This window comes from Neobacillus sp. DY30 (genome assembly GCF_030123065.1).
In the GTDB taxonomy this organism is placed as follows: domain Bacteria; phylum Bacillota; class Bacilli; order Bacillales; family Cytobacillaceae; genus Neobacillus.
Window position 1 is genome coordinate 4579379 of sequence record NZ_CP126093.1, and the last position, 19803, is coordinate 4599181.

The 19803-nt window shown below is 38.5% G+C and carries 17 protein-coding genes and 1 pseudogene; 2 read left to right on the top strand and 16 right to left on the bottom strand.

All coding sequences use genetic code 11. From position 1 onward, the window contains the following. Positions 1–2 precede the first annotated feature (2 nt). From deoC to gpr, 13 genes are all read right to left on the bottom strand, one after another. Positions 3–677, bottom strand: a complete 675-nt coding sequence (gene deoC, locus QNH29_RS22675; RefSeq protein WP_283861558.1) for a deoxyribose-phosphate aldolase — start codon at positions 675–677, stop codon at positions 3–5. Positions 678–773: 96 nt separating this feature from the next. Next, positions 774–2129, bottom strand: coding sequence for a tRNA (N(6)-L-threonylcarbamoyladenosine(37)-C(2))-methylthiotransferase MtaB (gene mtaB, locus QNH29_RS22680; RefSeq protein ID WP_283861559.1), 1356 nt, complete (start codon positions 2127–2129; stop codon positions 774–776). A 5-nt stretch (positions 2130–2134) separates the two neighbouring features. Continuing rightward, the gene (locus tag QNH29_RS22685; RefSeq protein ID WP_283861560.1) at positions 2135–2887 is read right to left on the bottom strand and encodes a 16S rRNA (uracil(1498)-N(3))-methyltransferase; all 753 of its coding nucleotides are present in this window, start codon (positions 2885–2887) and stop codon (positions 2135–2137) included. Between the two features lie 103 nt (positions 2888–2990). Next, the gene (prmA, locus tag QNH29_RS22690) at positions 2991–3932 is read right to left on the bottom strand and encodes a 50S ribosomal protein L11 methyltransferase (protein WP_283861561.1); all 942 of its coding nucleotides are present in this window, start codon (positions 3930–3932) and stop codon (positions 2991–2993) included. Between the two features lie 18 nt (positions 3933–3950). After that, positions 3951–5078 carry a molecular chaperone DnaJ gene (dnaJ, locus tag QNH29_RS22695; protein ID WP_283861562.1) on the bottom strand — a complete coding sequence of 376 codons (1128 nt, stop codon included), beginning with the start codon at positions 5076–5078 and terminating at the stop codon, positions 3951–3953. Between the two features lie 121 nt (positions 5079–5199). Continuing rightward, complete coding sequence (dnaK, locus tag QNH29_RS22700; RefSeq protein WP_283861563.1) at positions 5200–7032, bottom strand: molecular chaperone DnaK; 1833 nt, start codon at positions 7030–7032, stop codon at positions 5200–5202. A 31-nt stretch (positions 7033–7063) separates the two neighbouring features. Continuing rightward, on the bottom strand, positions 7064–7645 hold the full coding sequence (gene grpE, locus QNH29_RS22705; protein WP_283861564.1) for a nucleotide exchange factor GrpE: 582 nt from the start codon (positions 7643–7645) through the stop codon (positions 7064–7066). A 119-nt stretch (positions 7646–7764) separates the two neighbouring features. Next, positions 7765–8796: a heat-inducible transcriptional repressor HrcA gene (gene hrcA, locus QNH29_RS22710; protein WP_283861565.1), complete on the bottom strand. Its 1032-nt coding sequence runs from the start codon at positions 8794–8796 to the stop codon at positions 7765–7767. A gap of 124 nt (positions 8797–8920) precedes the next feature. After that, positions 8921–10063, bottom strand: coding sequence for a radical SAM family heme chaperone HemW (gene hemW / locus QNH29_RS22715; protein ID WP_283861566.1), 1143 nt, complete (start codon positions 10061–10063; stop codon positions 8921–8923). An 82-nt stretch (positions 10064–10145) separates the two neighbouring features. After that, entirely contained in the window at positions 10146–11981 is a 1836-nt protein-coding gene (lepA, locus tag QNH29_RS22720) for a translation elongation factor 4 (protein ID WP_283861567.1), read from the bottom strand. A gap of 142 nt (positions 11982–12123) precedes the next feature. Then, on the bottom strand, positions 12124–12450 hold the full coding sequence (locus QNH29_RS22725; RefSeq protein ID WP_283861568.1) for a DUF3679 domain-containing protein: 327 nt from the start codon (positions 12448–12450) through the stop codon (positions 12124–12126). A gap of 19 nt (positions 12451–12469) precedes the next feature. Continuing rightward, positions 12470–13660: a stage II sporulation protein P gene (gene spoIIP, locus QNH29_RS22730; protein WP_283861569.1), complete on the bottom strand. Its 1191-nt coding sequence runs from the start codon at positions 13658–13660 to the stop codon at positions 12470–12472. Positions 13661–13754: 94 nt separating this feature from the next. Continuing rightward, the gene (gene gpr / locus QNH29_RS22735; protein ID WP_283861570.1) at positions 13755–14891 is read right to left on the bottom strand and encodes a GPR endopeptidase; all 1137 of its coding nucleotides are present in this window, start codon (positions 14889–14891) and stop codon (positions 13755–13757) included. A gap of 212 nt (positions 14892–15103) precedes the next feature. On the opposite strand from gpr, the gene rpsT reads away from it, so the two are divergent. Continuing rightward, a complete protein-coding gene (gene rpsT / locus QNH29_RS22740; protein WP_283861571.1) occupies positions 15104–15364 on the top strand; it encodes a 30S ribosomal protein S20 in 261 nt (86 codons plus the stop codon). Between the two features lie 55 nt (positions 15365–15419). Here rpsT and holA read toward each other — a convergent pair whose 3' ends face one another. Beyond that, positions 15420–16436, bottom strand: a complete 1017-nt coding sequence (gene holA / locus QNH29_RS22745) for a DNA polymerase III subunit delta (protein WP_283861572.1) — start codon at positions 16434–16436, stop codon at positions 15420–15422. A gap of 308 nt (positions 16437–16744) precedes the next feature. Here holA and QNH29_RS22750 point away from each other — a divergent pair, with 308 nt between their 5' ends. Next, positions 16745–16879: a YqzM family protein gene (locus tag QNH29_RS22750; protein WP_045517769.1), complete on the top strand. Its 135-nt coding sequence runs from the start codon at positions 16745–16747 to the stop codon at positions 16877–16879. 63 nt (positions 16880–16942) lie between these two features. Here QNH29_RS22750 and QNH29_RS22755 read toward each other — a convergent pair whose 3' ends face one another. Both QNH29_RS22755 and QNH29_RS22760 read right to left on the bottom strand, forming a co-directional pair. Continuing rightward, on the bottom strand, positions 16943–19276 hold the full coding sequence (locus QNH29_RS22755; protein ID WP_283861573.1) for a DNA internalization-related competence protein ComEC/Rec2: 2334 nt from the start codon (positions 19274–19276) through the stop codon (positions 16943–16945). A 75-nt stretch (positions 19277–19351) separates the two neighbouring features. Next, positions 19352–19798 (bottom strand): annotated as a pseudogene (locus QNH29_RS22760) (ComE operon protein 2); the annotation flags it as partial. Positions 19799–19803: the final 5 nt, after the last annotated feature.

Genomic DNA, 19803 nt, shown 5'->3' on the forward strand with positions numbered 1-19803 from the left:
TTTTAGTAGTCAGAAGTAGCAGTTAATCCTTTTAAAATTGCCACTCCCGCACTTGCACCAATTCTTGTTGCTCCGGCTTGGATCATTTTTTCTGTATCCTCTGTGTTTCTTACACCGCCAGACGCCTTTACACCAATATTTGGTCCTACAGTCTCTCTCATCAGCTTTATATCTTCAACTGTTGCACCACCTGTAGAGAAACCTGTTGATGTTTTAACAAAATCTGTACCTGCCTTAACAGCAAGCTGGCAAGCACGAATTTTTTCTTCCCTTGAGAGCAAACTTGTTTCGATAATAACCTTTGTTAATGCCCTGCCCTTTGCAGCTTCAACAACTGCACGAATATCTTTTTCAACTAGCTCATCATTTTTATCCTTTAAAGCACCGATATTGATGACCATATCCACTTCATCTGCCCCATTTTCTATGGCATTCTTTGTCTCAAAAGCCTTTGTTTCCGGGGTTGTGGCACCCAATGGAAATCCAATAACCGTACACACTTTAACGCCGCTGCCGCTAAGTATATCTCGAGCCACGCTTACCCAAGCAGGGTTTACACACACTGAGAAAAATTTATGTTCCATTGCCTCTTGGCAAAGTGTTTCAATTTGCTGTCGGGTTGCGTCCGCTTTTAACAAGGTATGGTCAATCATTCCAGCAATATTTGTTGCAGCCATTTTACTTGCCCCTTTTCTAATCTATAGTGAAAACAAATTTGATACTACCATTAGAATACCCAAAACATAATAAAAAAAAAGGACCAAAGTAGGTCCTTAAATCGCAGCTTCTTCTTTTGTAAATACTTCCGCTCTTTTATGATCTTCGACAACTCGGACAAATTGACCTTCATTGTATGGATAGCCTGCTTTTGTAATTTTTACTTTTACAAGTTTACCAATCATTTCTTCCGTTGCCGGGAAAACCACTTTAAGATAGTTATCTGTGTATCCTACATACATACCTTCGCTGAATTCTTCTTCTGGGATTACTTCTAGTACATCATTTTCAAATTGCGATGCATATTCTTTTGCTAACTGATCGGAGAGTGTAATCAACCGGTGAACGCGCTCATTTTTAATCTCTTCGTCAACTTGGTCTTCCATCCGGGCAGCAGGTGTTCCTGTACGCTTCGAGTAAGGGAAAACATGCAGTTCAGAAAATTTATGTTCATGAATAAAATTATATGTTTCCATAAATTCTTCTTCCGTTTCACCAGGAAAACCAACAATAACATCAGATGTCACCGCAAGCCCAGGAAGTACTTCTTTAAGACGGTCTAATCTTTCACCAAAGAATTCCATTGTATACTTACGACGCATTCTTTTTAAGACCGTATTAGAACCAGACTGAATTGGAATATGCAAATGACGGACAATGATGTTTGAATGTTTGATTACCTCAATTACTTCATCGGTAATTTGACTTGCTTCGATAGAAGAAATTCTTAGTCTTTCAAGTCCTTTAACTTGGGCTTCTAAATCACGAAGCAGCAAGGCTAGATTGTAATCTTTCATATCCTCACCGTAGCCGCCTGTGTGAATCCCGGTTAAAACAATCTCTTTATAACCTGCATCCACAAGCTGCTGTGCTTGGCGAATAACTTCCTTTGGATCTCGTGATCTCATTAAGCCGCGTGCCCAAGGGATAATACAGAAAGTACAGAAATTGTTACAGCCTTCTTGAATTTTCAACGAAGCACGTGTACGATCGGTAAACGCTGGAACATCAAGCTCTTCGTAAACACGATTTTTCATGATATTTCCTACACCATTTATTGGCTGGCGTTCTGTTTTATACTGTTCAATGTATTCAAGCATTTTCACACGGTCCTGAGTTCCAACTACGATATCAACACCAGGTATCGCCATAATTTCAGCAGGTGATGTTTGAGCATAACATCCAGTCACACAAATTACGGCATCTGGATTTTTACGGACGGCACGTCGAATTACTTGGCGGCTTTTTTTATCGCCAGTATTCGTTACCGTACAAGTATTAATAATATAGACATCAGATATGGATTCAAATTCAACTCGATCATAGCCTTCTTGCTTGAACAATTGCCAGATTGCTTCAGTCTCATAATGATTTACCTTACATCCAAGTGTATGAAAAGCGACTGTTGGCATTGTATTCATCTCCTCATTAATTCAAAATGGTAGGAAATCGCCGCTAGAGCATATAAGGGCGCAGTTTCCGTTCTTAAAATACGCGGACCTAAGCCGCATAGGGAAAAATCGTTCTCCTGTAAAATGTGGATTTCTTCTTCTGCCAGCCCGCCTTCAGGGCCGAATACTAACAGCAGTGACTCTCCCGGTTTCATTTTTTGTAATGTTTCTGAAAAAACAGATGTTTCACCGCTTCTGCTCTCTTCCTCGAAAGCAACTAATTTATAATGAAAGTCTTTGCTTTTCTCTATCAAAGCTTTAAAATTTACTGGGCTTAAAATTTCAGGTACCCTGCCGCGATGGGATTGTTCAGCAGCTTCTTTGGCAATCTTTTGCCATCTTTCTACTTTTTTGCCAGCTTTTTTATCATCCCATTTTACGACAGAACGACGTGCTGCAAATGGGATAAATTCATGAGTACCTAGTTCAGTACCTTTTTGAATAATCCACTCAAGCTTGTCTCCTTTTGGCAGTCCGCTTGCTATCGTAATTGCAATAGGAAGCTCTGACTTCTCATCTTTCCATTGTACAACGTCTGCAACGACTTGTTCATCGGTAATTTTTGCAATTTGACAAACTGCACTTTCCCCATCGGGAGCGACACAAATGATCTTATCTCCGATATCCATGCGCATCACCTTAAGAATATGATGACGGTCATCATTATCAATCACAAACTGATTATCGTTTGCTCGTTTTTTAACAAAGTAGCGTTGCACACGATGCACCCCTCTAAAACATTTTTACTCTTTATTTTACTGCAACAAGTGTTTCATTTAAAGCAGGAAAAGAAAAAAGGGGCATTATCCCCTTTTTTTAGCATTATATCCTTTTCGCAATAATCGCAACCCAATCTTCCATTAAGATGGTTTCAGTAATTTCAAAGCCGGAATTAATCAGTCCTTCTTTTACTTCATCTTTTTTCTGCTGAATGATTCCTGACGCAATAAACGTTCCTCCAGGTTTAACTACACGTGCTACATCATCTGTAAATCGTAAAATAACCTCTGCTAGGATATTGGCAACAATAACGTCAGCATCATTCTCTTCTACACCATCTAATAGATTATTTTGCGAGGTGGTTACTTTGTCGCTGACTTTATTAAGCTTTATGTTGAGTCTGGCTGAAGTTACAGCGACTTCATCCAGATCATATGCACGGACATCTTCTGCACCGAGCATCGCTGCTGCAATACTCAATACACCCGAACCAGTTCCAACATCAATTACCCTATCACCAGGTTGAACCGTTCGTTCAAGAGCTTGAATACACATGACTGTGGTCGGATGCGTTCCGGTTCCGAACGCCATTCCAGGATCCAATTCAATGATTAATTCATCACTGCTGACCGGAGTGTAGATCTCCCAAGTAGGAACGATGGTAAATTTTTCTGAAATTTTAACTGGATGATAATATTTCTTCCAGGCAGTTGCCCATTCTTCCTCGTTTACTTCACTAATGGTAACTTTATTTATTCCAATATCAATATTGTGAATAATAAGGTTATTAATAGATTCTTTTATAGCGTCTACCGTTTCACCTAAAAAGCTGTTGACAGGAAGGTATGCTTTAACGATAACTCCTTCTTCAGGGTAATCATCAGGATTGAGTTGGTAGATTTCCCCGAACTGATCTTGCCTCTCCTTCGTTAGTTCAAAAGGATCTTCAATAACTACACCGCTAGCACCGGCCTCATGTAAAATATGCGATATTGGTTCAATCGCCTCGTTTGTAGTGTGAATGCTAAGTTCAGACCATTTCATTTCTACCAACTCCAATCCTTAGTCGCCCTTAAAGGCACGTTTTACTTTTGAGAAGAACCCTTCTTCATGTTCACCTATTGGCGAGTTCCCACTAAGATCTGCAAACTCACGAAGAAGCTGCTTTTGTTTATCAGTTAATTTTGTAGGTGTAATAATACGGACAATTATGTGTTGATCCCCTACACCATACCCACGAACATTTGGTATCCCTTTACCTTTAAGTCGGAATTTAGTTCCAGTTTGCGTTCCAGCAGGGACCTTTAGTTTTACTTTTCCATGTAAGGTTGGTACCTCAACTTCATCACCAAGTGATGCCTGAACAAAAGTGATCGGCATTTCGCAATAAACATCATCGCCATCTCTTTCAAAAAACTCATGTTCTCTAACATGGAAAACAATATATAAATCCCCAGATGGTCCTCCGTTAATTCCGCCCTCACCCTGTCCGGAAATCCTTAACTGCTGGCCATCATCAATTCCTGCAGGAATTTTAACGTGAATCTTCTTACGTTTTTTCACTTTACCAGTTCCGCCACAGGTTGAACACTTATGTTTAATTTCTTTACCCGTACCGTTACAATGATGACATGTACGTCGATTAACCACTCTGCCAAATGGTGTATTTTGCTCAATATTTATTTGACCTGTTCCATGACAGTGTTGACAGGTTTCAGGTTTTGTTCCCTTTTTTGCACCTGAACCGTCACATGTACCACAAGTTTCTTCACGCGGAATTTCAATATCGGTTTCTTTGCCGAAAGCCGCTTCTTCAAAAGAAATGGTCATCGTATATTGCAGGTCTGCGCCTTGTCTAGGGGCATTTGGATCGCGACGGCGTGAACCACCGCCGCCAAAAAAGGTATTAAAAATATCTTCAAAGCCGCCGAAACCACCGCCGAAATCAGCACCACCGCCAAAGCCTTGATTTGGGTCAGTATGACCAAATTGATCATAATGTGCCTTTTTCTGATCATCGCTTAGAACCTCATAAGCTTCAGCGATTTCTTTAAATTTATCCGCCGCATCGGCCTCTTTGTTAATATCTGGATGATATTGTTTGGAGAGTTTCCGATATGCTTTTTTTATTTCATCCTTAGAAGCGCTTTTGCTAACACCAAGCACCTCATAGTAATCTCGTTTACTCATGATTACCACTCCCGAATCTGTCACATAAAGATTATTCTATCATAATAAAAACACAAATTACAAAGAAAAAGTCAAAGCCGATGCTGACTTTGACTTTTTCTTTGGTTAGTAAGTCTAAATTCTATTTTTCTTCCTTAATCTCTTCAAATTCAGCGTCGACTACATTGTCATCTTTAGGGCCTGTTGCTCCGCCTTCTGCACCTTGTGCTCCTTGTGCGGCTTGAGCAGCTTGTTCATATAGCTTAACAGTTAAAGCTTGAACAATTTCTTGTAATGCATCCTTTTTAGCACGGATTTCGGCTAAGTCATTGCTGTCAATTGCTGCTTTTAAAGCATCTTTAGCTTCATTCGCTTGTGCAACCTCACCAGCATCTACTTTTCCTTCAAGATCTTTTAATGTCTTTTCTGTTGTGAAGACTAATTGATCTGCTTCATTACGAAGCTCCACTTCTTCTTTGCGTTGCTTGTCAGCTTCAGCGTTTTCTTCTGCTTCTCTGACCATTTTTTGAATTTCTTCATCGGAAAGACCAGTTGAAGATTTGATTGTAATTTGTTGCTCTTTATTTGTACCAAGGTCTTTTGCTCTTACATTTACAATACCGTTTTTATCGATATCAAAAGTTACTTCGATCTGAGGGATTCCACGTGGTGCTGGTGGAATATCTGATAATTGGAAGCGTCCTAATGTTTTATTTAGGTTCGCCATTGGGCGTTCCCCTTGAAGTACATGGATATCAACAGCAGTTTGATTATCTGCAGCAGTTGAGAATACTTGTGATTTAGATGTTGGAATTGTTGTATTGCGGTCGATTAACTTTGTAAATACGCCGCCCATTGTTTCAATACCAAGTGAAAGTGGTGTTACGTCAAGTAAAACTACATCCTTAACATCACCAGTGATTACGCCGCCTTGAATAGCAGCACCCATTGCTACTACTTCGTCTGGGTTTACTCCGCGGTGCGGCTCTTTACCTGTTGCTTTCTTAATAGCCTCTTGAACAGCAGGAATACGAGTTGATCCACCTACAAGAATAACCTTATCAAGTTGTGAAGCTGAAAGTCCCGCATCACTTAATGCTTGACGAGTTGGTCCCATTGTACGTTCAACAAGATGAGCAGATAACTCATCAAATTTTGCTCTAGTCATTGTTACTTCTAGATGTAGCGGACCAGCAGCTCCAGCTGTGATAAATGGTAAAGAAATTTGCGTTGAAGCTACTCCGGATAAGTCCTTTTTCGCCTTTTCAGCAGCATCCTTTAAACGTTGTAGTGCCATTTTATCTTGTGATAAGTCAATACCATTTTCTTTTTTGAATTGATCTACTAGGTAGTCAATAATAACCTGGTCAAAGTCGTCGCCGCCAAGACGGTTATCACCAGCAGTTGCTTTGACTTCAAATACACCATCCCCTAGTTCAAGGATAGATACGTCGAATGTACCGCCGCCAAGGTCATAAACAAGAATCGTTTGGTCTTCATCTGTTTTATCTAAACCGTACGCAAGCGCTGCAGCAGTTGGCTCGTTGATAATACGCTCAACTTCTAAACCAGCAATTCTTCCTGCATCCTTTGTTGCTTGACGCTCTGCATCATTAAAGTAAGCAGGTACAGTAATAACCGCTTTTGTAACCGGCTCGCCTAAATAATCTTCAGCATAAGATTTTAAATATTGAAGGATAATAGCTGACATTTCTTGTGGAGTATAGTTTTTACCTTCTACTTCCACTTTATAATCTGTTCCCATATGGCGTTTAATCGACATGATGGTATTTGGGTTCGTAACAGCCTGACGCTTAGCCACTTCCCCAATTTGGCGTTCACTGTTTTTAAATGCTACCACAGATGGTGTTGTACGGTTTCCTTCTGGATTTGGAATAACCTTTGGCTCGCCGCCTTCAAGAACGGCAACACATGAGTTAGTTGTACCAAGGTCAATACCGATAATTTTACTCATAACCTTTTCCTCCTAGATAATAATATGTAATCTATTGGTTTACTTTAACCATTGATGGGCGAATCAAACGATCCTTTAACATGTACCCTTTTTGGAATTCATCAGTCACAATATTTGGACCAAAATTCTCATCTTCCCCTTGCATTACGGCTTGATGAAAGTTCGGATCAAATTCTTTACCAACAGCTTCAATAGGTTCGACACCTTCTTTTTTCAGTGCCTCAACTAAACTGCGATATACCATTTCCATGCCTTGAAGCAATGTCTTGGTTTGCTCGTTATCCGCTTCAATTTTTAAACCTCTTTCAAAGTTATCTAAAACCGGAAGCAATTCAGTGACCAATTTTTGAGCTTTATATTTTTCCCCTGCCTCGATATCTAATCGAGTACGGCGGCGAAAGTTATCAAAATCAGCTTGAAGACGCAAGTAACGGTTATCTGCTTCTTCTAATTTACTAGTGAGGGTTTGAATTTCAGCAGCATAGTCTATATCTGTTGCATCTTCTTTGGAATTTCCTGCTTCATCAAAAACTGTTTCCACTTCCTCATCGGTAAGTTCAACTTGTTCATTCGTTTCTTCTTCGTTAAGAGTATTGTTCTTTTTTTCTGTCAACTTACTCACCTCCTTAAAGCAATGTCCCACATTTATTAAAGTCATAAAAGACGGGTGAAAGAGAGTATTTCATCTAGGTGTAATACGAAGTATTACACCCTTACTCAATATTTCCACTGCTAATATTTTTGATACAGGTTCGTTAATACTGAGGTTAAATCCTTACTTAAAAACTGTAGCAAGCTTATAACACGAGAATACTCCATTCTAGTTGGTCCAAGTATCGCAATAGTCCCTAAGCTTTCTGCGCCAACTGAATAAGTCGCTGTAATAAGGCTGCAATTTTCCATTGCACTGTTGTTATTTTCTCTGCCGATTTTTACATTGATACCGGCTGAGTCATTTTTAATTAACGGGTAAATCCACTCTTCGTGATCAATCATCTGTAAGAGAGTACGTATTTTGCTGATATCATGAAATTCCGGCTGGCTTAACATATTTGTTTTTCCACCGAAGAAGAGTTTTTCATTAACCGGCATTTTAAGTGAATCAGCTATGGTGTGCAGCATGATATCATAATTTCGAATATGCTGTCTTAATAGTGTCGCTACTTCTTTATAGATTTTATCATTTAAATCTTCAAGTGCTACCCCAGTCAACCGTTCGTTTAAAATGTTGACTGTCTTTTCCAAATCGCTCGCGTCAACTGTAGGAGGCAAATAAAATGTTCGGTTTTCAACATGTCCCGAGTCAGTAACGAAGATGGCTACTGCAGATTCCTTGTTTAAAGGTATTATTTGTATTCTCTTAAGTTTATTGAAGCTTGCAGCTGGACCTAAAACGATTGAAGTATAATTGGTTAGCTCAGATAAGATCTTTGCTGATTTTTGAATGATTTTCTCAAACTCAAATATCTTTTCTGCAAAAATTGATTGAATAACCGAAATATCCTGCTTGTTTAATGCTTGAGGCGACAGTAAATGGTCTACATAGTACCGATAGCCTTTTTCAGAAGGAACACGGCCTGAAGAAGTATGAGTTTTTTCTATATAGCCAAGTTCTTCAAGGTCTGCCATTTCATTCCGAATGGTTGCTGAACTAAATGAAATTTCTTCTTTTTTCGACAAACTTCTTGAGCCGACAGGTTGTGCAGACCGAATAAAATCATCAACAATAACCTGAAGAATCAATAATTGACGATCTGTTAACACCTTTCATCACCTCTGTTAGCACTCATTGAAGTCGAGTGCTAAATCTAATAATAAATTATCAAAAATAGGGGGATGGTGTCAATCATTTGATACTAAGAAATTGCAAAGTCACATAGCTGACTTTTTAGTTTGTGACCCCTAAAAATGATTGAAAAACCTCATTTCCAAGCAGACGCCCTGTTTTTGTTAAATATATATTATCGTCTTTCATTTCTACCCACTTTTTCGCAATCAAATCTGCTATTTCTTTTTCAAATAATTGCCTTGGGTCTAGTCCAAATTTATCCATAAAATGCGCGATTGAAACACCAGCTGTTTTACGTAACCCTAAGAACATTTCTTCTTCAATTTGTTCTGCTTTTGAAGTTTGGTGTTCTTGAAAGATAGGGAGATTTCCGTCTGCAATTTGTTCCATATATTTTTTCAATGGTCCTGCATTGGAACGTCTCCAGCCATTCACATAGCTGTGAGCTCCTGCACCAAACCCATAATAGTAATCGTTATTCCAGTAGGTTAGATTGTGTTTACTTTCATAACCTGGTTTTGAGAAATTACTTATTTCATACTGGCTATAACCGTGCTGTTCCATTTCCTCCATTAGCAGCATATACATCGCTGCTTCCGTATCTTCTCCCGGTGTAGGAAGTTTTCCTTTTTGCATAAGATTGTAAAAAACGGTCTTAGGTTCAATAATTAACGAGTAGGCCGAATAATGTTGAATGTCTAGTGTAAAAGCTTGTGTCAATGACTCTTTTAAATCAGTAATGGTTTGGGTCGGCAGACTGAAAATTAAATCAATGCTGATGTTTTCGAAGCCAATAGACTTGGCATTGTCTACCGTTTGGTAAACATCCCTAGCCCGATGTACACGGCCAATACTTTTTAATAATTCATCATTGAAGGTTTGAACTCCAAGACTAAGTCGGTTTACACCTGCATCTTTTAATATTTGTAACTTTCCTTTGGTTAAATCACCTGGATTTGCTTCGAAAGTAAATTCAACATTGTTACCCATTGGTAAGTTTCTGGTTATACTTTCGCAAAACCGTTCTAGCTGTTTTTCATTTAAGGAGGTGGGTGTACCGCCGCCAACAAATATAGTATCCAGTTGATTGGTTGGATATTGGTGTAACGTAAGAATCATTTCCTGTTCGAGTGCCTGTAAATATTCATCAACTGGCTGCCCTTTTAGAAAAACTTTATTAAAATCACAGTAATGGCAAATATGTTCACAAAAGGGGATATGGAGATAGGCAGCTTTTATCATACTTTCACCTTCTTTTCATGTAACCAAAAGGAGGCTGGATTTCGCCTTTTGATAGACTCGTCCTAACCTCCCGTTTTGTTTTTTATTTTTTTGTATTGTTGTCATCCATTTTTAGGACAGCCATGAAGGCTTCTTGTGGTACTTCGACAGAACCAACCTGTTTCATCCGCTTCTTACCTTCTTTTTGTTTCTCGAGCAGCTTACGTTTTCGGGAGATATCTCCCCCATAGCATTTAGCCAATACGTTTTTACCCATGGATTTTATTGTTGAACGAGCAATGATTTTTTGACCAATAGCAGCTTGGACAGGAACTTCGAATTGCTGCCTTGGGATTAATTCCTTCAGCTTCTCAACAATGACTTTGCCACGTTCGTAGGCAAAATCCCTATGAACGATAAAGCTTAAGGCATCCACCTTTTCAGCGTTTAACAATATATCCATCTTAACCAATTTAGATGGTTTGTAGCCAATTAATTCATAATCAAATGATGCATAGCCTCGCGTGCTAGATTTAAGTTGATCAAAGAAATCATAAACAATTTCTGCTAACGGAATCTCATAGATGATGCCTACACGGTTTTCACCTTGGTATTGCATATCAATAAAAATACCACGCTTTTGCTGACACAGTTCCATAATCGCACCGACATATTCATTTGGCGCCATCATCGTTGCTTTTACATACGGCTCTTCGACACGGTCAATTTTCTGTGGATCCGGAAGATTAGAAGGGTTATCCACTTTCATTTGAGTGCCATCTGTCATGTGTACCTCATAGATAACACTTGGAGCTGTTGTAATCAAATCAATTTTGAACTCACGCTCAATCCGCTCTTGAATAATCTCCATATGAAGAAGTCCTAAGAACCCACAGCGGAAACCAAAGCCTAGTGCTTGGGAAGTTTCAGGCTCGAATTGAAGCGCAGAATCATTTAACTGCAACTTTTCGAGTGCTTCACGTAAATCATTAAATTTCGCCGTATCGATTGGGTATAAACCGCAATACACCATTGGATTTAATTTACGGTAACCTGGCAGTGGTTCGGTGGCACCATTTTTTGCATTTGTAATCGTATCACCGACACGAGTATCTCCGACATTTTTAATAGATGCTGAAAGGAACCCAACATCCCCAACCGTTAACTCGTCTAGAAGTGTAGCTTTTGGTGTAAATACCCCTACTTCATTCACTTCAAATTCTGCACCGGTCGCCATCATTTTAATTTTATCGCCCACTTTTACGCTGCCTTCAACAACTCGAATATAGGCCACGACGCCACGATAGGCATCGTAAAGGGAATCAAAAATCAATGCTTTTAATGGAGCTTCAGGGTCACCAGTCGGAGCAGGAACACTTTTCACTACCTGTTCGAGAATTTCCTCAATTCCAATACCAGCTTTAGCAGATGCTAATACTGCTTCAGAAGCGTCAAGTCCAATAACCTCTTCAATTTCATTGCGGACTCTTTCTGGCTCAGCACTTGGTAAATCGATTTTATTAATAACCGGCAGTATTTCTAGATTATTATCTAATGCAAGGTAAACGTTGGCCAAAGTTTGCGCTTCAATACCTTGTGCTGCGTCAACGACTAAAACAGCACCTTCACATGCAGCAAGGGAACGAGAAACCTCATAGGTGAAATCGACGTGTCCCGGTGTATCGATAAGATGGAAGGTATACTCTTCCCCATCTTTAGCTTTGTATTTTAATTGTACAGCATTTAACTTAATGGTAATTCCGCGTTCTCTTTCTAAATCCATAGAATCTAATAGCTGATTCTTCATTTCACGGGATGTTAATGCATTCGTTTTTTCTAATATACGGTCAGCTAAGGTTGATTTCCCATGGTCAATATGGGCAATAATCGAGAAATTTCTTATCTTTGATTGTCTTTTTAATTTATCTTCTCTGTTCATGTATTTCACTCCTACTATAACTCGCACAAGTACACTATTTTTGATTATATCAGTACGGGAAATAAGATTCAATGAAAACTAAAAGAGGGTGGTTTTACAATAAAAAATAGCGGTACCCTATATAGGAACCGCCGGCATTTATTCATTGAGTAATAAGATTAATAAGTTTTTCCGAAGCTGTAGAAACACCTTCGGAAATCTTCTTTCCCATCGAAGAAAAAAAATTAAAGGCACTTATTTCCTCCAGCTTCTTTTTCTTTTCATCTATATCATGACTCGAGATGTCATTTCCCAAGAATGTGGCCTTAACATGGTCACCATTATCATTTAAGGCAACTGCATTTTGAAAATTGGGATCATCATAGCCTTTCATTTTATGAATACCGTCATTTGCTAACTGCATACCTGCTAAAACCGATATGAACATAAGCGCAACGATACAAAAAAATTTCAGCATGAACATTTTCATAGGACATGCTCCTTTACTTCTATTGTTTATCTGTGGATTGATCTACATCATAATTTACTTTCTCTGCCTGCCAGAAATATTCACTAAAAACATCTGCAAGTGCTTCAGCTGAACGGTTTAACTCTTCAAATGTATTATCAACTCCGCCAAATTCAATTAACAACGCATTTTCAGAGAGATTTTGATTGTATACACCGTTAGAGCCGGCGTCCTTTTTCATTAGGACTCCCCAACTAATCCCTTTGTATTTTTCTTGTAATAAGTTATGGAGGTCCGTTGCTAATTTTAAATTTTTTTCATAATTAGGGTTTTTTCCGCCAACAACAAAAACTAACTGTGCATAAGCCTGTCCATTAATAATAGGGGTTGTTTTATCCTTACGTCTGGCATCTCGATGGATGTCAATTAAATAATGAATATCTTTATTTGTTGCCATAGCTTCCCGTACCAATTCACCAGATTTCGAATAGGCACCAGCCATTTTTACAGACCCCATTACATCTGATTTATCAATGGATGTCCCTATCCCTCTCGCCTCTAAACCTGCTTTTAATTGATCTCCTATTTTGGTGACATTCAACTGAGAATGATAAGCAAGGTCTGGGTCGGTGACTCCCTGAAGGTATGGGAGATAGGACTCACGATTATGCGTAAAGTAGAGGTGTACGACCTTTTTATTTCCTGTCGTAAGTGACGGTGATGGTTTATCACCACTGCCGCTGCCTTCATTAATGCCCTCTAAATTTTGCAGGGATGCTTCACGTTCCGCCTTCATTATTTCAATTGGGGGAGCAGATTCCATCGGCATATTTGTATAATTGGAACCTTCTCCAGCCACGATGATTTTCCCATCAAACTGATCAAATCCTGGAAGTTCTCTCCCTAAAAGGCTCCTAGGGTCATTTAAATTAATATTGCTTGAAAGCTTAAAAATTAAGTTGGTTAACTTCGGGCTTGCTGTTAAATCATCCTCTATGGATAAGAAATGATGATTCTCCCAAGCCATTAGTTGATAGAGCATTTTTCCATTTACTTCGTTTGTTGCCGTATTAACAGAATTAGACATCGGCCTAAACTGTGGCTTTAAAGATGTTAATAGCCCGCTAATAGAAAAAACCAATAGCATAAACAAAAGGATAAAAGAGGTTACTTTTATTAGATTTGTCCCTTGCACTGTCAAAAACAATCCAGAATTCCTAGCAGATTTCATGGTTCCACCTCTCAATTTAATTCTAGTAAATACTTATGACATTACTAGAATTGCTAGAACCATTTTTCGCAATTGTGAGGTGGCCCCTTACCAGTTATCTTGTATAGTAACCTGCATTATCTTGATCGATGTTACTGTGGAGTGAAGCATTCAATCCGCTTGCAATCAGATTAGCCATATCCTCAATAAATACATCTACTTCCTTTGGTGTTACCATTAGATTGTGACCTAAAGGAGAAAGGACCTCATATATTAATTTTCTTTTTTCTTCCTCTTCTAAAGTCCCAATCATCCCTAGGAAGGTCTGACGGTGTTTCTCTTCTGGAAGGTCCTCTTCAGTGAGCTTTTTTCGTTTTCCAAACGTCATCCCTGCTGGAGCTAAGGCCCTAGAAGGTCGATTTCCTTCCTTGAGTTCCTTTCCAAAATGCTTCAGGATAAAATCTATCGTGTCACTTGTTATAGAAACAGCATCCACAACGGTCGGAACACCAATTGCAATTACGGGAACTCCTAAGGTTTCTTTACTTAATTCTTTTCTTTTGTTTCCTACTCCAGACCCTGGGTGTATGCCTGTATCTGAGACTTGAATGGTAGAATTAACCCTTTCAATCGATCTTGCCGCTAATGCATCGATGGCAATGACAAAATCAGGTTTGGTTTTCTCCACTACGCCAAAGATGATATCGCTCGTTTCAATGCCTGTTAATCCCATTACTCCAGGAACTAAAGAACTAACTGGACGATACCCTTCCTCCACACTCTCTGGCTGTAATTGGAACAGGTGCCTGGTGATTAAGAGGTTTTCACAGACCATCGGGCCCAATGCGTCCGGAGTAACATTCCAATTTCCCAAGCCTACTACGAGGCACGAAGCATCCTTTTTGATACCAGTTCCTTCTAAGAAGTGCGAAAATTCTTTCGCAAAAATTTCCTCTACCTTTTGTTGTAAAGGAGTGTCCTGCTGCCGAATTCCCTGTACCTCCATGGTTAAATAGCGTCCTGCTTTTTTCCCCAGCTGTTGTGCACCGGCGTCTGTAATCTCTACTAATGATATTTTTATATCATCTACATCTTTTTCTTTAATAATGACTCCCTCAATTTGGGAGATGTTCTCACCTTGCTGAACGGAACCTTCCCTGTCAGCAATAACCATTTCTCTCGCTTCAATCGCTAAATCCGTTCGAATTGAGTACTGGCTTAAGTCAATATCAGTGTTCTGGTTCTCCTGCATTATGTATCGCTCCCATCCTTAAGTTCTAACTAGAAACTATTCCCTATTTTCCCCCCTTTTCCGCTAAAACATTCAAGTTTATTGTGATATGTAAATAAATCAGTATTGCAATATAGACTTTGGTTTGATAAAATATCTCTTGTTCTGAATAATTGTGAATGAAGGTAAAGTCGAGTTCATATAGTCTCGATTCTTTGTAGGAGGTGAAAGTAATGCCTAACATTAAATCTGCTATTAAGCGTGTAAAAACAAGCGAAGCTCGTAATGCTCAAAATACAACTGCGAAGTCTGCAATGCGTACGGCTGTTAAGAAAGCAGAAGCTGCTGTTACTCTAAACGATGCTCCTGCAGCTAAAGAAGCATTCTCTGCTGCTGCTAGCAAATTAGACAAGGCTGCTGCTAAAGGACTTATCCATAAAAATGCTGCTGCCCGTAAAAAATCACGTCTTGCTAAAAAAGCTAACTCTCTATAATAAGAGTGCGATGCAGTAAAAAAAAAACGATTCCCTAGTGGAATCGTTTTTTGTTTTATCTTTTTATTTTAAACAGTAACATTTCAATTAATAATGACTTATTCATCCCGCCAGTTTTCATCTGGTGATCGGCATTTGCAAGCATCGCCATAAGCTTGGTTAATTCTTCATCCGTAAATTGATTGGCTTGTCCTGCTGCAAGCTTTACCCGAAAAGGATGAGTTTTCAAAAAGCCTGCTATTTGCTGTTGTCCATACCCTCTGCGTGAGAGCTCTTTTACCTGATATATTAACCTAAACTGCCCTGCCAGCAAGGCTAAAATTTTTATCGGTTCTTCATTTTGTTTTAACAAATCATAATAAATTCTCAGAGCATCTTCTGGTTTCCGCTGGACAACCTTCTCAATTAATGTAAAAATATTTTGTTCAAGTGACCTTGAAACTAACTTTTCCACCATCGCCGCATCAATCCGTTTTTCCTCTGAGGCGTATAAAGCTAATTTATCGACCTCGCTGGAAATCATAAACATATTGGTTCCAACTAAAGCTAGTAACAAATCAAGTGCGTCGGGGTCAAAGACAATGTCATTGAATTTCGCTCTATCCTTCACCCATTTTTTTAGGTCATGTTCATTAAGTTTTTTAGCCTCTACTGAAACGGCTGACCTCTTTAATTCTTTAGTAACTTTCTTTCGTTCATCCAGCTTCTCATATGGTGCTGAAATCACCAAAACAGTATAGGGTGCCGGGTCTTTAAGATATGCTTCAAGCCGATTGAGATTATGGTCAATTTTATCTTTTGTCTTTTCTGCCGTTAAAAATTTAGGATTATGTAGAAAAATCACTTTCTTCTCACCTAAGAAAGGAAATGTCTCAGCATCTTCTAGTGCTGCTTCAATAGGCGTTTCATCTAGATCATAAGCAGTAAAATTAAAATCCTTCTCTTCTTCAACTAAAACCTGATTAAGCAGCAATTGTTTTGTTTCATTGATTAAAAACGCTTCTGTACCATATAATAAATAAATGGGAGCAATTTCCCGCTGTTTAATTTGTTTCCAAATATCTAATACCATTATCCAAGCTCCCCTTCAATTCTCGTTCCATTATCTATCGTAATGAAGCTTGGACAATTTGACAAGTATTAAAAGGGAAATGACGCTTCCCTGAAAGCGCCAATTCCCGATCTATAATGAACGCCTGCAATCAAAGCCCTAGGATCATTTAATTGCTTGGCGGAGTTCCTTGTGTAAATTTAGTGTCACCGTTTTGAATGAAAGTATTTGTGTCAACTCTTGTCAATAAAGGAAGTAGATATTGAAAGCATACTGGATTTTTTGAATAAAAAAGCTTATACTATTATGTGAAATAGGAGGGGTATACTGTGAATGAATTTGAAAAGAATGTGCAAAGTAAACGCAATGACGCAATTGATTCTGGGGTAGGCTTTATCGTTTCTTTTGGTTTTTTTGCTACAATGTTTATTATTGCGACAGTTATAAAAATTATCGGTTCCTAATGTACGGCTACATAAAATGCTTGGAGGCTGCATTTCGCGGTCTCTTTTATGTTTTTTAATGAGTTATTGCTTTATATTATGTAAAAAGACAGAAAAGGTTCCACTCTCTAGGTAAAACCTATAGGTTATTGCTCCATGCAAGTCTGTCCTAAATATAATTGTATTTGACAGGTGTTTTAAAACTTCATTATCCGGGTGACCATAACGGTTTCTTTCACCGACGGAGATCCAAGTAATAGATGGGGAAGTTCTGTTAATAAATTCCTCACTGCTTGAGGTCTTACTGCCGTGGTGACCAGCCTTTAGGACATCAATATCTAACTCGGGGTATTTCCTTATAATCCTTTCTTCACCCTCTTGATCAAGATCACCTCCAAAAAACCACTTAAGTCCTCCTATGTTTGCGATAATTGCGATAGATCCGCTATTTCGCTCGCCTTTATAATTTTTTTCAGGACTTACTACATAAAATAAGCTTTTTTTATTTTGCCATTGGCTTCCTTCAGCGACCTTTACTACTTGAATACCCTTTTTACTCGCCTCCTTGATAATGGTTACTTCAGATTTTGAAGGTTCCGCAACAGATGGCATTAAGATCTGATTAATTTCTATATCTTTCAGAATAGCTAAAGTTCCGCCAATATGGTCACTGTCCCCATGTGTAAGAATCAGTTTATCTAATTTCTTTATTCCCTTGCCTTTCAAAAATGGGACTACCACATCTCTCCCAACTTCAAATGGTTTTACAGCCTTTTTCCATTCTTCCTCCTCAAATTGAACTGTTCCGCCTGTATCAATTAAGTACGTACCCTGACCATATGGAAAGTGGATTAATATACTATCTCCCTGTCCAACATCAATCATAGTAACTTCCCCAGCTGGATTTGCCCAATTCCAAACGTTTTGAAATGTAAATAAGATAAACGCTAAAAGGATGATTACTTGTTTCCTCTTTGTCTGTAACCCTTCTTCCCATAATTGGAAAATAGTAAGGATAATTAGAATGTAAACGATAAAAATTATCCAATCCGGCCTTCCAGTTACAAGCTGAGCAATAGATACGTCTGCAAGCTGTTCAATTAGACTATTTGCTAACGTAATGATTTTCAAAAACACATTTATGAGAAACATTGGAGTCTGTCCAAAGATAATCTGAATAAAAAATAATAGATATAAACCAGGCAGAAAAACAAACGAAAAGAGTGGTATATAGAGAAGATTCGCCGCAATGCTAATAAAGGAGATTTCGAAAAAGTGGTAAAGTAAGATTGGCAGCGCTGCAAGTTGTGCAATGATGGATGTCATAACCATAGCTGATATTATTTGTTGATACCGAGGCAAAATAATTGAGGCTGATAAGATAATAGCAAAACTGACAGAAAAGGAGAGCTGAAATCCTGCGTCTAGAATAATCAACGGATTGAAAAACACATAAATGGTAAGCGTGAGACTAATCGCATCAATCGGTGACAGTTTTATTTGTTTCTTCCACCGTAAAATTAATAAAACAAGGAAGATCATTATCACCGCTCGAATAACGGATGGGGAAGCACCTGTTAAAACGGCGTAAATCGGTAAAATGAGAAGAAGAAAGTTCATCATAAATTGTCTAGTTAACCCGATTCTAATGCCTGCATAAAAAACCATTCCAATTAACAAGGAAACATGCAGACCAGAAATGGCAAGTAAATGAACAATACCCGTCCTTTGATAGTCCATTAAAGTTTCAGGGTCAAACATACTCCTATCTCCAAAAATTAATGCGGCAGAAAGGGCAGCAATTTCAGATGGAAAATTCTCTTCTAGGCTGTGAATCCCCTTGAAACGTATTTCTTTTATTATGGTTAATGGACTTGATTTAATAGCAGAACAATTACTTAATGGGTGATTTTTTAGTTCGAGAATTTTATAAATTTGTTTACTCGCTAAATATTTACGATAGTTAAATGCATTGTGATTTTTAGCAGCAGATGGTTCTTTCAATTCGCCAGTTACTTGACAGAGACGGCCATAAAAATTGGTGCTTTTTAAGGTCTCTTTCTCTTCTTTCGTTTTAATTTTATAGCGAATCAAAATCTTTTCATTAAATTTTTGTTCAGTTGCTGTAACCTGCAGCACATCACCATAAACTTTTGTGTTCTCAGTGTATTGCAGTTGAAAGGTAGATAAGCTATCTGCCAGTTTGGATGTATTATTTGATTCAGTATGCTCACTGGTTACAAAAAAAATAATGATTAGGCAGATGACAAATATAAGCTGGCGGGTGCTGTATCTCTTTTTTTTGTACAATAAAATGAGGTAAGTAATGGTTATTAGAAGGAAGGGAAGAAAAGAGATGAGTGCGGTTAATACACCTAATAGTGCAGCAATTGCGAAATAAAAATATTTACCATTCATAATATTCTCCAATTTTGAGGATAAGATTTAACGCCGGGGAGACCGGCGCTTTTTTGAGGCTTATTGATTTAATTGACGTAAATCAATAACTGATTCTTTTAATTCAACCTTCTCCGTCTTTACGTTAGCTTGCTGAAATAACTCCACTGCGTGAGGGTGATTTTTATAATCTTCTGCGTAATAGACTGTTTTAATCCCAGCCTGAATAATGGCTTTACAACACTGCAGGCATGGAAAATGAGTGACATAAATTTCTGAGTCAGCTGTAGGAACACCAAATTTAGCACATTGCAGTAGAGCATTCATTTCTGCATGAATCGTTCTTACACAATGATTATCGATCACATAACATCCTTTATCGATACAATGGTCTCCACCAGCAATTGAACCATTATACCCCCCTGCAATAATTCGTTTATCTCTGACAATCGTCGCTCCCACTGTAAGCCTTGTACATGTACTTCTTAAGGCCAGTAAATGGCTTTGTGCCATAAAATATTGATCCCATGAAATGCGCTCCACTTTCT